This window comes from Caulobacter sp. FWC2 (assembly GCF_002742625.1).
GTDB lineage: Bacteria > Pseudomonadota > Alphaproteobacteria > Caulobacterales > Caulobacteraceae > Caulobacter.
This window is the reverse complement of sequence record NZ_PEBF01000001.1, coordinates 2,889,031-2,901,527: the sequence shown is the minus strand read 5'-3', so window position 1 is coordinate 2,901,527 and position 12,497 is coordinate 2,889,031. Positions and strand designations below refer to the sequence as shown.

General features: G+C 67.6%; 11 protein-coding genes. 7 read left to right on the top strand and 4 right to left on the bottom strand.

All coding sequences use genetic code 11. The features are described from left to right. Nucleotides 1–22: 22 nt before the first annotated feature. Nucleotides 23–4,246, bottom strand: a complete 4,224-nt coding sequence (locus CSW62_RS13950) for a response regulator (protein WP_099578751.1) — start codon at nt 4,244–4,246, stop codon at nt 23–25. Between the two features lie 4 nt (nt 4,247–4,250). After that, on the bottom strand, nt 4,251–4,928 hold the full coding sequence (locus CSW62_RS13945) for a response regulator transcription factor (protein WP_158235440.1): 678 nt from the start codon (nt 4,926–4,928) through the stop codon (nt 4,251–4,253). A gap of 165 nt (nt 4,929–5,093) precedes the next feature. Here CSW62_RS13945 and CSW62_RS13940 point away from each other — a divergent pair, with 165 nt between their 5' ends. After that, nucleotides 5,094–6,224: a LuxR C-terminal-related transcriptional regulator gene (locus tag CSW62_RS13940; protein ID WP_158235439.1), complete on the top strand. Its 1,131-nt coding sequence runs from the start codon at nt 5,094–5,096 to the stop codon at nt 6,222–6,224. Nucleotides 6,225–6,420: 196 nt separating this feature from the next. Here the strand turns inward: CSW62_RS13940 and CSW62_RS13935 are convergent, their stop codons facing one another. Continuing rightward, a complete protein-coding gene (locus CSW62_RS13935) occupies nt 6,421–6,726 on the bottom strand; it encodes a hypothetical protein (protein ID WP_099578747.1) in 306 nt (101 codons plus the stop codon). A gap of 427 nt (nt 6,727–7,153) precedes the next feature. Between CSW62_RS13935 and CSW62_RS13930 the strand changes: the two genes are divergently transcribed. Both CSW62_RS13930 and CSW62_RS13925 read left to right on the top strand, forming a co-directional pair. Then, nucleotides 7,154–8,740, top strand: a complete 1,587-nt coding sequence (locus tag CSW62_RS13930; RefSeq protein WP_143324395.1) for a hypothetical protein — start codon at nt 7,154–7,156, stop codon at nt 8,738–8,740. A 220-nt stretch (nt 8,741–8,960) separates the two neighbouring features. Beyond that, nucleotides 8,961–9,587, top strand: coding sequence for a site-specific integrase (locus CSW62_RS13925; protein ID WP_099578743.1), 627 nt, complete (start codon nt 8,961–8,963; stop codon nt 9,585–9,587). Between the two features lie 171 nt (nt 9,588–9,758). On the opposite strand, the gene CSW62_RS13920 is transcribed toward CSW62_RS13925, so the two are convergent. Next, on the bottom strand, nt 9,759–10,025 hold the full coding sequence (locus CSW62_RS13920) for a DUF2171 domain-containing protein (RefSeq protein ID WP_099578741.1): 267 nt from the start codon (nt 10,023–10,025) through the stop codon (nt 9,759–9,761). A gap of 279 nt (nt 10,026–10,304) precedes the next feature. Between CSW62_RS13920 and CSW62_RS13915 the strand changes: the two genes are divergently transcribed. From CSW62_RS13915 to CSW62_RS13900, 4 genes are all read left to right on the top strand, one after another. Further along, entirely contained in the window at nt 10,305–10,676 is a 372-nt protein-coding gene (locus tag CSW62_RS13915; RefSeq protein WP_099578739.1) for an MmcQ/YjbR family DNA-binding protein, read from the top strand. Between the two features lie 196 nt (nt 10,677–10,872). Beyond that, on the top strand, nt 10,873–11,781 hold the full coding sequence (gene trbB, locus CSW62_RS13910; RefSeq protein ID WP_099582299.1) for a P-type conjugative transfer ATPase TrbB: 909 nt from the start codon (nt 10,873–10,875) through the stop codon (nt 11,779–11,781). A gap of 79 nt (nt 11,782–11,860) precedes the next feature. Beyond that, a complete protein-coding gene (locus tag CSW62_RS13905) occupies nt 11,861–12,229 on the top strand; it encodes a TrbC/VirB2 family protein (RefSeq protein WP_369827549.1) in 369 nt (122 codons plus the stop codon). Continuing rightward, a complete protein-coding gene (locus tag CSW62_RS13900) occupies nt 12,229–12,495 on the top strand; it encodes a VirB3 family type IV secretion system protein (protein ID WP_099578737.1) in 267 nt (88 codons plus the stop codon). The genes CSW62_RS13905 and CSW62_RS13900 overlap by 1 nt, the downstream gene beginning before the upstream one ends. The last annotated feature ends 2 nt before the right edge of the window (nt 12,496–12,497 follow it).

The window sequence follows — 12,497 nt, the reverse complement described above, 5'->3', positions numbered from 1 at the left end:
CGGCGCGATCCGCCGCCGTGTCCTAGAACCCCACGCTTCCGATAGCCGACCAGTCCACCCGCGCCGTGGCTGCGCGGAGCTGGCTTATCATCGTCGGGTCCGCCAACGACACGTCGTTGAGTGCGCGGGTCATCAGCTCCAGGCCGAAATGCGCGGCCATCCCTCTCAATCGATGAAGCTGAGCGCGGACGGCATCGGCGTCCTCGGCGGCCACAGCGCGTTCCAATTGGTCGAGCTCGTACTCTATCGCCGGTCGCAGCGCGGCCAGGATCGCCGCCGCCGCGTCGCCGAGGGCGGCGCCTAGTTCGACGCGCCGGCCCTTGGCGGGGGAGGGCTTCGTCCGCGCCGCGCCTCGCAGGGCGGCCAGCGAAATGGGCTTGGCCAGCACCAGGTCGACACCGACGTCTCGGGCTTGCCCGATGAGCTCTGGACTGGTCTCGGCGGTCATCAGGATGACGCGGGGCGAGGTCGGCAAGCGCGCGGCGAAGGCGGCGACATCCAAGCCTGTGACGGCGCCCATGTGTTGATCGAGCAACAGCAGGTCGAAGGGCCCCGCGGCGGCCAAGGCTCTCGCGGCCTCGCCCGTCGCGGCCTCATCGACGATACAACCCTCGGACCGGAGGAGGGCGGCGAGGGTTTTCCGACTAAGGTCGATGTCTTCCGCCAGCAGGACCCGTAATCCCGAGATCCCGCCGTCGCTCGTCACCGTCGGCGCCGCTGCCGCCGGGGCTTCGATCTCCAGCGCGAACGCCTTGCCATGGGGCAGCGGCCGCGTGGTCAGATCGCCACCCATGGCCCGCGCCAGGCTGCGCCCGAGGAACAGGCCGACGCCGAGGCCGGTCTCGTCTCCGCCGCGCCCCCCGCGATCGAAGGGCTCGAAGATACGCATGGCCTCGGCCTCGCCCAACGCGGGACCTTCGTCCGCCACCAAGAGGGTAAGCCGGTCCGGCGCCGTTGAGGCCAGCGAGACGCTCACGCGCCCCTGGCCGTGTCGCAAGGCGTTGGCGACGAGGTTGCCCAGCACCTGGCCCAGCCGGCCCTCGTCGCCCAACACCCACAACGGCGCGCCGGGCGTTTCCAGCGCCAAGGTCCGTCCGGCCGCTTCCGCCGCCGGCCGTTGCAGAGCCACGACGGCCGAAGCGAGACCGGCGGCGTCGAAGGCGGCCTTGCGCAGGACCAGCACACCGCCATCCAGCGCGCCGAGGTTCGTCAGATCGTCGACCATGCCTGCCAGGTGATGGATGGCGCGGCGGAGGGTCGGGAGGTCGGCCTGGTCTTCCCTGGCCTCGGCGAGGTCGATCAAGCTCAGGGCGCCCTGCAAGGGGCCGCGTAGCTCATGTCCGACCGTGGCCAGCAAGCGCGACTTGGCCTGGCTGGCGCGCTCGGCGGCCGTTCGGGCGAGAACGGCCCGCTGGACATCTTTTTCCTGTGCCTCCGGCGTTTCGCCGAACCAATGAGAGAGCAGGGCGTCCGCGCCCAGGCGCCGCCACGCCCCGCGCGCGGCTTCTCGCCACCGCGAGGCCTCGGCGCTGGCGCCCAACAGGTCCGCGCCCTGTGAGGCGCTGATCGCCACCAGGCCGTATTCGAGGAGACAACGCGAGACGGCTGCGGCTTCGACGGCCTCGGCATAGGCGCCTAACGCTTGGCGGCGGCGTCCCGCGATGCGGGCGTGCTCGGCCGCCAGGAGGCGCTCACGATGGAGAAAGTCATTGGGATTGAGCCGGCTCAGCCGCTTCAGGTTCCAGCGGACGAAGGGCCTTGGCCGCCGGCCGGTGCGATAGAACGCCAGGCTCGTGGCGAAACCCCAGATTTGGCTCTGCCCCTGGAAGGGCGATCCGCTGAACTGGGGCCAGGGACGATCGGCGATCCGCGCCGCCTCCGCGTGGGCGCCGAACAGGACGGCCAGCAGCGCCTCCAGGGCGGCGATCGCGCGCCCGACATTGGCCAGCCCCTCGTCCCGCAGCCGGGCCAACTGCACGGGCGCGTCGAAGTGGTCGCCGTCGAGCCGCCAGGGCTGGCGATCGGGCTGGCGTAGTTGGGCGATGAATTGCCTGAGAGACTGCACGTGCGGAATGGTGGCGGGCTCGCCCAACTGGATCGCCACCTCGATCGCCCGGTCCGCCAGGGCGGTGGTGTCGTCCAACGGGTCGTCGCAGAAAAGCGCGTCCAGCACCTTGTCGCGATTGCCGTAGGCGGCCACGGCCAAGTCGCCCTCGATATAGGCCAGGGCGGTCGCCTCGTCGCCCCGCGCGCGCGTAACCGGACGTGGGCGCGCGAACACATGGCCGAAACTCGCGGAGTACTGCTTGGCCACCGCGCGAAGGGGCTGCTCGGGCCGCTGCAGGCGGTCCGAGGCCTCCGCCCAGGCGGCCGCGCGCCGGTAGTCGCCCATGGCGCAGCACATCAGGCTGTAGGTGCCGGCGGCGGCGGCGGTGCCATAGATCAGGTCCCTGGACAGCGTTTGCGTCGCCAGCACGACAGCCAGCCGCGGATCGCGTTCGAACATCAGCGAACCGAGGCCGTTGATGGCCCGCATCATCGGCGCCTCCAGCGCCAGCCTGTCCGCCTCCAGCGGCTTCGTCGCCTTGCGCGGGTCCATCGACAAGATGCGCATCAGCGCACGCGTCAGGCTCCAGGCCGTGACGCCGCGCGGAACCTTGACGCCTCTTCGGGTCAGGACGGCGCGCGCGACCTCCAGTGCGCCGTCGAGGTCGCCGGTGGCGCGGCGTGCGAAGACCCGCATCTCCTCGGCCACCGCGCGCTCGATCGGCGTCGTCGCGAACAGTTCGAGGCGATCGACGAACCGCCGCGCCTCGGCGTCCTGCCCCTGGGTGATGGCCACGAACGCGGCTTCGGCCAGCAAGGGATAGGTCTCGCCAGGACCGACGGCGGCCAGTTGCATAGCCGAGGCGACGAAGCGCTCGGCGGCGACTCGGTCACCCGTGGCGCGCGCCTTCACCGCGCCGGTGGTGAAGGCGTCGCGCCACCATATGGGCTCCGCGTCGCGCAGGCCCGCTTCCTGTCTGAGCCAGAGCATGGTCATGCTCCGAGCCCCGTCGCCCGGCGCGACGCCGCCGGCGCGCAAGGCCTCGGCCAGCGCCTCCGCCAAATGAACGCGAACCGAAGGCGGCGCGCCCAGCAACACCTCGGCCCGCAAACGATCGTGCGCGAATTCAGCGCCTTCGCAGGACCACTGTACCAAGCCGTTGTCGGCCAATCGCGCCAAGGCGTGGCGCACAACGATCTCGGAGAACCCGCAAGCTCGGGCCAGGTCGGATGCCTGCGCGCCATCGCCGTGCACCGCCAGGGCCCGCGCCACCGCCTCGGCCTCGGGGGCCGAGGCCAGGGCCTGTCTGACCGCCGAGATGGCCGCGGCGCCGGCCAGGGCCGAGGCCGCTCGCGCCGTGTCGAGACGCCAGGTTCCGCCGGCGTTCACGACCGCGTCCGCCGCGATCAGCACCCGTGTCGACTCGATTAGGTCGAAGGGCCGGGCCGCCGCCGGGCCCACGAACGCGAGAATGTCGGCCGCCGCGGCGCGACGCTCGCCCAGGGACAGGCGCGCTAGTTCCAGCCGATCGTCCGCGCCGAGCGGATCGACGGCGATCCGGACGAGCCCGATCAGTCGTTCGCTTTCGGCGGTTTCATCATCCCGTTCGGTGGCGAGCAGGCGGGTCAGCTTGAGGCCGGAATCCGACAGCAACAGGCCACAGAATCGTTGCGCCCGTTGGCCGCCACGTCCCCAATCGTCGATCATCAGGAATACGGGGGCGCCGAACCCTTCGAGCCAGCGCAGGACGCGCAGCAGCGCCCGGCCGATCTGGGCCTCGCCCTCCTCGGCCGTCACGCGTGGACCAGATCCGGTCTCGGCCAGCGCCCTGAGCAGGCCGCTCCCGACGCCTGCCAGCACCCTGGCGTTCTCGCCTAGGGCCTGCGCGAGGCTCCGCAGGCCGGCCTCGGGGTCGTAGAGCTGGTCGAGGCCGGCCGTGATCGCGGCCTCCACGGCCGCGACGATGGGGTCGAGGTCACGGCCGTCGCGGCCTTCGGGATATTTTCCCGCGCCGACGATAGCGCCGTCCTGAGCGGCCGTTTCGAGGAAGTGTCGGAGCAGGGCGGTCTTGCCGACGCCGCCGGCGCCGTGGGCGACGATCGCGCGAACGCCCCGCTGACCCAGCGCCACGCGCACCGCCTCCAGTTCGGCGGCTCGCCCCACCAACGGCGGAGGTCCGGATTGGCGTAGCGGCGCCATCACCTCATCCGGCTTCTCGGACCGGTGCGGCCAGGCGGTAGCCGAAACCCGGCGCGGTGGCGATCATGATCTCGCCGTCGGGCGAGCCGAGCTTGCGCCGCAGACGGCTGACCAGGGCGTCCACCGACCGCAAGTCGCCTTCGCCGCGAGAGACCACCGCGCTGAGCGCCTCCCGCGAGACGATCTTGCCGTCGGCCTCGGCCAGCTTGCACAGCAGGTCGAACTCACCGCGGCTGAGCGTCACCGGTACGCCGTCGGCCGCCACGGTGCGGGCGTCGAGGTCGAGCGTGAGATGGCCAATGGCGAGCCTTGTCCGGCGCGCCGATGCTCGCCGGCGGACGACGCTGCGCACCCGCGCCGCCAGCTCGTCGAAGTCGATGGGCTTGGTGACATAGTCGTCTGCGCCGGCGTCGAGAGCGGCGATCCGTGTCGCCACCTCGTCTTCCCGGCTGACCATGATGACGCCGCAAGCGGCCGACGCGCGCAGCTCCCGCGCATAGCTGATGCCATCCTCGCCGGGCAGTCCGATGTCGAGCAGCACGATGTCCGCCGGCTCCTGGCTCAACGCCGCGCGGCAGGACGCGACACAGCTGGCGGGACGCACCCAATGGCCGTCCTTGGCGAAGAACGCCACCAGGCTGGCGCGCGTCAACGGCTCGTCCTCGACGATGATGATGCGCAATCCGCCCGGCAATACGCCCCCCTCGGATGGCCGTTCGATCGGCCAGGATTGCTCCTAGTAACCGGCGGCGGAGGCGCGGTTGTCAACAACCTGTTCATGGGCGCCGCTCGCCGAGAGGATGCAACGTCGCGGCTTCTCAAGGGGAGATGGTCGGGCGGGGCGAGCGTGGGCTACTTCAGAAGCACCAGCGATCTGGACAGTCGGGTCTTCGAGGTCGCGGACCTGTTCCAGGACGCGGCCCTGGGCGCGGGCGACTGGAACCAGGCCCTGGCGGGCCTCGCTTATGTCGCTGGCGGCTTTTGCGGCGAGCTGATCGGCCTGGGCGAGGCCGCCGCCGTCCCGTTCAACTGGATGAGCGGCCTCCCAGCCGAAGCCGCGACCGAATTCATGGCGGCGGGCGGTGGCGATCCCAGGATCAATTCTCGCGTCCGCGCCGGGTTGCGCGCCGCTGAGCTCGAGATCCTGGACGAAAGCGCCTTTACGACCGAGGAGGACGCACGCCGTCATCCGGCCTATGGCGACTGGCTGGAGCGCTACGACATTGGCGATGTATGCCTGACTCCCTTGCTCCGACGGGACGACATGCTGATCGGCCTGGCGTTTGCCCGTTCCGGCAGGCAAGGCCCAGTCGCCAGCCGGGAGAAGAGAATATTTGCCGCCCTGGCGCCCTATGCACGCAGCGCCGTTCGCGTTCAGATGGCGATGGAGGCCGAAGGACGCGGCCTGTTGTCCAACTTGCTGGACGCCCTGTCGGTCCACGCCGTTCTCTGCGACGCCGACGGGCGGGTGAAGGCGATGTCGCCGCCCGCCGAAGCCCTGGTCGCCAACGGCGGCCATCTGAGAGTGAAAGGCGGCCGGCTGCAGGCCGCGCGGCCCGCGGACGCGATCGCGCTCCAGTCGGCCTTGGCCGATGCCGCGGGGGCGGGACAGGCCCTGGCGACCCCGGCCCGACCCATTGTCTTGCGCGACGCGACTGGCGGCGCGCCGCTGCTGCTTGAGGTCACCCATGTCCCGGGGCGGCGCGTCCAGCAGTTCGGCGCAGCCGTGCTCGTCGTGGCTCGCCCCTGCGGCCAGAGCACCACGCCGATCGGCGAACGCGCCCAGGCGCTTCTTGGCCTGACTCACGCCGAGACCGCGGTCGCCGCTCAGATGGCCGCAGGCGCGGGCCCCCAGGCGATCGCCGAGCGCACAGGCGTCTCGACCGGAACAGTGCGGACCCACATCCGCAATCTCTTCGCCAAAGCCGGCGTCCGCAGCCAGGTCGAACTCCTGGCGCGGTTCGCCGACCTGCGGTGACGTGGTGCGCACAGCCTGGACGGGCGTGGCGTCTATTGGATGGGCGCCAACGAAGGCCACCACGAACTTCTTTCGATCCTGGCCCCGCGCATTGGATGTCCGCGTCCTGGACGTAAGCCAGAGTGTGCTTCTAGCGCTCAGCGGATAGCGTCGCGGCCGTCGCAAAGCGGACGTCGCCAAGGGCCGCAACGGGTGGTTATCGGACGTTCCAGAAAGGCTTATCGACGCCTTTTGCCCAGGCCGCATCAAACTCCTCAAGCGTGATTTGCTCTGCGTCGACACCGGTAAAGCCCTCAGCCAGCGAGCAGTCTATAAGTGAGGGGCACAGCTTCCCGTCGCGTTCCTCGATCTCGATGCTATTTCGAGCGACGCTTCCGTCTGCAAAGACGTTAGCAGAGCGAACGACCTCGTCCACCTGTTCGTCCAACTCGTAGAGCAGCCACGTCGGTTCGCCCGGAGGGACATCGATCTCGGGCCAGCGTGCGCGAATGTGTTTCAACATCCGAGCACGATAGCTGATCTTTTCGACGACAGACCAGGGTGGTCAGGAGACCTAGACCCGTGAGAGCGCAGCGTCGCTGCCTTCACCTATGGCGCTCTAGCGCCAACGGGTCTTCGTCCGCGTCGGTTTCTAATTTCAGAGGGAGCAGGCCGTCATCGACCATCGCGATCAGCGTTCCCCCGACTGCTTCCCGGATGCTATCAAGGATTGAGTCGAGCGCTGAAAAACGTGTGTTGCGGCGATTAAGCCGCAGATTTCATCATATTGTCCTTCCGGAAGACGCTGCAGCATGACGCCCCGAAGTCCCGAGTCTGAGGAGCCATCTAAAACCATCATCTGCTTAGTTCTGCTGGTTGGCGGATTCTTACCTCTGTCACACGCTCTTTGGAGCGGGCTCGCCCCAGTTGATAGCTACAATTCGATCTGGATGGAGAGCTTCTCAGCCGCACTGAGACGGGGCGAATTTCCACCGCGTTGGCTTCCAGAAGGCTTTCAGGGGTTGGGGGCCTCGTCATTCTATTTCTACCCGCCGCTTGCCTTTTATTTCGGCGCGGTCGTTGCTTTTTTCACAGGCGGCGCCCTGACCCCCGAGCAGGTGACTGCATGGGCCTGCCTTGCCATGTCCTTCACTGGAAGTGTTGGCATGTACGCTTGGCTGCGGCCGCAAGCGGGTTGGCGCCCGGCTCTGTTTTCGAGCGTCATCTATTCCCTCGCGCCGTACTATCTCTTCGACATTTTCGCCCGAGGTGCGCTTGGCGAGGTGGCCGTACACGCCGTCCTCCCGCTCTTTGCCTTGTCGCTTCAAAGAGCCAGCGAACGGCTCGCCTGGGTTCCGCTCTTGGCGCTGAGTTTCGCCGGCCTGATCCTTGGACATGTCGCGGCGATGGTGCCGATTGCCTTGATCGCAGCGCCCGTCGTTTCACTCTACTTGATCTTTCGCGCAGTACCGGGCAGCCGGACAGCCAGCGCGGCTCGGCTGGCGGCGGGCGCGCTCCTGGGCTTGGGATTGTCGGCGACATACCTCGCACCCGCGCTTGCTCTGCAAAGCGCCTCTTCGATGAAATTCATGTGGGGGCCACCTCTCTCCGCCGCTGACCCAGCGAGTTGGACCCTCTTGAACTCGAAATACTGGCCCTCCCAGCCTCTGGCCTCCTCTATGGCTTGGCTAGGATGGACATACGGCGCAGTCGCGCTCGGCGTTCTCCTGATAGTGGGTCGCGCGTCGGGTCCCCGCGCGGCGATGGCGCGGGTATGGGCCTTGGTCAGTCTGGTCGCGATCGCCACCTATGCATTTCCGGGCGTCTGGCACGGTCCGCTCGCACCGATCATCGGGAAAATGCAGTTCCCCTTTCGCATGCTGGTCATGGTGGAGTTTGCTCTGATCAGCGCGCTTTGTTTGGCCCTCGCCCAAGGGCGTTGGCGCGTCGCCGCGCTCGCGTCGCTGACTTGCGTGGCGCTCTACATGCCGGTCAAGGTGGCCGTGGGCTCCAGCTTCGTGCGTGCTGAACGCTATCCTCTCGATGTCGATGTCGTCATCGCCGAACGTATCCGCCGAGCCCGTTTGCCTGAAGAGCACCTACCCGCCGACTTCTTCTTCGACCCAAAGATCGTCGTCAGTCGCGTCTATCTCGACGGCTTTGAACGGCTGCCCTTGGCTGCGCCAGGCGACACACGCGCCCGCGTGATCGCAGCGAGCCAGTATCCAGACGGCAGCGTAGCGCTTCGGATCAAAACGCCGATCGCAACGCCCGTCGTCGTGCGCCGATTTTTCTTCGTCTCCTGGCGCGCCGACATCGTTCGGCCGGGCAACGACCTAAAAGTCAACACTAGTGCAACCGGACCGTCCCGACTGTTGACCTTCGAGGCCCAACCGGGAGAGCACGTCTATCGGATTCACATCGTCCGCGAGAGTGTCGAAAAGCTGGGCGACGCCATAGCCCTGATTTCGCTAGCTATGGTGGCGCTGCTTTCCCTTGTGGTCAGAAACCGGGGTCTCGCACGCCCGTCAGAATAGCTCGGCGGCCAACACGGGTGACAGTGCGTCTCGCACTCGCCCGACGGCAATGTCTCCATTGGGTCGGGAACGGAAGGAAGCGCTCGGGCGGTATCCAGACGTTCGGACCCGACGGTCGAAGCTCGCGTTCCTGGAGTGATGCCAATCGGATCGTGGCCGCTGGCCCCTGAAAACGGGTGTAAGATGGAGAAGAGGGACATTGGCACGCTGGAGGCGTGACATGGCTCAGCTCGACCTTTTTCTTTCGCCCAAGCAACCCTGGAACCATCGCCGGCTCATCGGTCCCAAACCGCCTTTCAAGCCGAAGCACGTATGGGGGATCCGACAGCAGCTGAAGACCATGAAGCGCGTTCGGGATCTCGCGCTTTTCAACTGCGCAATCGATGCGAAGCTTCGAGGATGCGATCTCGTAAAGCTGCGGATCTGCGATGTTGCCCCGGGTGGATCGCTACGGGCGCGCGCCACGATCATCCAGCAGAAGACCGGCCAGCCGGTGCCTTTTGAGATCACCGAGCCGACTCGAGATGCTCTGGCGGCTTGGTTGCAGCGCTGCGGGCGCCGGACTGACGACTGGCTCTTTCCAAGCCGCTCTCGGCCCGGCGAGCACATCACGACCCGGCAGTACGCTCGGCTCGTAAATCACTGGGTCGCCATGATCGGCTTGGAGCCCTGTGCGTACGGCACACATAGCCTGCGCAGAACCAAGGTAGCGTTGATCTACAAGAAAACGGGCAACCTCCGGGCCTGCCGACTTCTGCTCGGCCATCGGAAACTGGAAAGCACCGTGCGCTATCTTGGGATCGAAGTGGACGACGCGTTGGAGATGTCAGAGCAGATCGATCTCTGACGTCGCTTCACGGTTTGGATGGAGGCCATATGTCGCTTCGGATCGAGCTTGCCTTGATGGCCACTGAATGTCCGGATTCTGGAGCGATCCCAAGGTCCGCTGTTGGCGCTCAGGCGTCGGCTGGAATTGCGTGCTGGATGCACCAGCAACGCCAGCCTTCGCCCGAAACCTCTAGTCGCGCTTGTCGGCGATGGCGCCGCCGCCTTCTTCTTCCTCGAGCAGGGCGGCGTTGGCGGCATTCGCGGACAGACGGACCTTGTCGCCTTCGACTTCGGCGACCAGGCCCGCGGAGATGTAGTGATGGTGGTCAGCATGAGAGCCGCTGTCGGCGCGAGTCAGCTTGATCCGGTCTCCTTCCACCTTGTCCACCGTTCCCAGGTGGACCCCATCGGCGCCGATGACGTCCATATGTTCTTTGATCGCGCTCAGGTCGGCCATGAGTAGGGTCCTTTTTCGGTTCTTCTGATCCGCTCTCAACGGACCCCGGTCTGGCCTGTTCCAAAGTTTGGACGCCTTTCGCCGTCACGGGGATGGTGGGGGCGGACTGTTAGCCCTCATCGCGTGGCGGTTCGGAAGCGAAGTGGGCCCCTCCGCTGGTCTTGGCGCAATCAAGCCCTTGAGTTGGGTGTCTTTTCCACCGTCCGGGTTGACGTAGGCGACGACCACTTTGCGCGTTGAGCGCGACTCGGACTTTGATCCGGCGCCGACGAGGATGCGATGACCCCAGACGATTTTACCGCGCTCGCCAAGGGTCTTGGACCCAGCGTCCAGTCCAAGACGATCTTTGAGACCGTGCAGTTTCGCGTCGGCGGCAAGGCCTTCGCGACCTCGGGCTGGCCGGCTGTGGGTTGGGCGGTGGTCAAGGTCGCGCCCTTGCGTCAGGCCTGGGCCTTGTCCTTGAGCGATGGTGTCGCGCCTGAGCCTGGACGTCGCCGCAAGGCCGGCATCGTGCTGATGCGGCTGGCCGTGATCGACGAGGCCGTGGCGTCCGAACTTCTGGCGGCGGCCTGGTCGTTCGCGCACGGCGCGGCGACGCGGCGGGTCAGGGCGGTGGCGTCTTCAGCGGTTGCTGGGCGCTTGTCTGCCTAGGCTAGGCGTCGGCGCGACGTCGCTTGGTCGCCGTTTCCCTGTCTTTGTACGCCACGGTACGACGGGCCGATTTGGCTGTTGAGATCCGCCAAGACCAGGTCTTCTTACTCATCCCCGTAAGCAACGGGGATCCGCCGTGGACTATTCCGAAACCCAAGCCGACCAAGCTCAGACGGGACGCGAGCGCAGCCGCCAGATGCTGCGCACCGCGCTGGGGCCGCTCCTTCTGGCGCGGCTCGAAGACCCCGGCGTGGCCGAGATCATGCTCAATCCCGATGGTCGGGTGTGGATCGACCGCTTCGATGCGGGTCTGGTCGATGCGGGCCTGTCGGTTTCGGCTGACGACGCCGAACGGATCCTGAGGCTGGTCGCCCACCACGTGGCCGCCGAGATCCATGCCGACCAGCCGCGGTTGTCGGCCGAACTCCCCGGCACGGGCGAGCGCTTCGAGGGCCTGATGCCGCCGATCGCGGCTGCACCGACCTTTTCCATTCGCAAGCCCGCCAGCCTGGTCTTTCGCCTCGACGACTATGTTCGCGCCGGGATCATGACCGCGCGGGAAGGGCAGGTGCTGGCCGACGCCGTGCGCGACCGGGCCAACATCCTGGTCGCCGGCCCCACCTCCAGCGGCAAGACTACCCTGGTCAATGCGCTGTTGGCCGAGATCGCCTTGGGCGGCGACCGCGTCATCCTGCTGGAAGACCTGCGCGAGCTGCAGTGCGCGGCGGTCAATCAGGTCGCCTTGCGCACCCGCGAGGGCGTGGCGAGCCTGACCGATCTGGTGCGCTCGGCCCTGCGCCTGCGTCCCGACCGCATCATCATCGGCGAGGTGCGCGGCCCCGAGGCCCTGGACCTGATCAAGGCCTGGGGCACAGGGCATCCCGGCGGGGTGGGCACCCTGCACGCCGGGTCGGCCCTGGGCGCGCTGCTGCGCCTGGAGCAGCTGATCCAGGAAGCGGTAGTGACCGTGCCGCGCGCCCTGATCGCCGAGGCCATCGATGTCATCGCCGTGCTCGCCGGACGCGGGCGAGCGCGACGCTTGATCGACCTTGTCCGCCTGGAGGGCCTTGGTCCCGACGGCGCCTACCAGCTCAGCCCCGCCTGAGACCCTAGAGCCCCCAAACCCCGATCTTGTTGAAGGAGATGGCCTCGTGTCCACGAGCCTTGCCCTGTCGCGCGCCCCCATGCCTGTCCATCAGGCGTCCGGCCTTTCGCGCTCACGTCCACGTTTTGGCCGGCTTCCCCGCCCCAGGCCTTGGATCCTGGCGGGCCTCACGCTGGGCCTGGCCCTGCTGAGCGCCCAGGCCCAGGCCGCCGGTTCCGGCATGCCCTGGGAGGAGCCGCTCCAGCAGATCCTGGAGTCGATCGAGGGCCCGGTCGCCAAGATCATCGCTGTGATCATCATCATCGTCACGGGCCTGACCCTGGCGTTCGGTGAGACCTCGGGCGGATCGCGCAAGCTGATCCAGATCGTCTTTGGCCTGTCGATCGCTTTCGCCGCCAGCTCCTTCTTCCTGTCGTTCTTCTCGTTCGGCGGCGGGGCGCTGGTCTGATGGCCGGCGATCGCGCGTCGGGCTTCGCCGCGCCCGTCCATCGGGCCCTGACCGAACCGATGCTGCTGGCCGGCGCCCCGCGCGCGATCGCCCTGGTCAACGGCACCCTGGCTGCGGCCTTGGGCCTGGGCCTTCGCCTCTGGGCGGTCGGGGTGGTGGTCTGGCTGGTGGGCCATGGCCTGGCGGTCTGGGCCGCGCGCCGGGACCCGCAGATCTTCGACGTCGGCCGCCGCCACGTGCGCCTGCCAAGCCACCTGGAGGTCTAGCC

Coding starts and splice junctions, on each gene's coding strand:
- CSW62_RS13950 (WP_099578751.1), bottom strand. CDS start 4,246: ATGGCGCCGCTACGCCAATCCGGACCTCCGCCGTTGGTGGGGCGAGCC.
- CSW62_RS13935 (WP_099578747.1), bottom strand. CDS start 6,726: ATGTTGAAACACATTCGCGCACGCTGGCCCGAGATCGATGTCCCTCCG.
- CSW62_RS13930 (WP_143324395.1), top strand. CDS start 7,154: ATGGAGAGCTTCTCAGCCGCACTGAGACGGGGCGAATTTCCACCGCGT.
- CSW62_RS13925 (WP_099578743.1), top strand. CDS start 8,961: ATGGCTCAGCTCGACCTTTTTCTTTCGCCCAAGCAACCCTGGAACCAT.
- CSW62_RS13920 (WP_099578741.1), bottom strand. CDS start 10,025: ATGGCCGACCTGAGCGCGATCAAAGAACATATGGACGTCATCGGCGCC.
- CSW62_RS13915 (WP_099578739.1), top strand. CDS start 10,305: ATGACCCCAGACGATTTTACCGCGCTCGCCAAGGGTCTTGGACCCAGC.
- trbB (WP_099582299.1), top strand. CDS start 10,873: ATGCTGCGCACCGCGCTGGGGCCGCTCCTTCTGGCGCGGCTCGAAGAC.
- CSW62_RS13905 (WP_369827549.1), top strand. CDS start 11,861: ATGCCTGTCCATCAGGCGTCCGGCCTTTCGCGCTCACGTCCACGTTTT.
- CSW62_RS13900 (WP_099578737.1), top strand. CDS start 12,229: ATGGCCGGCGATCGCGCGTCGGGCTTCGCCGCGCCCGTCCATCGGGCC.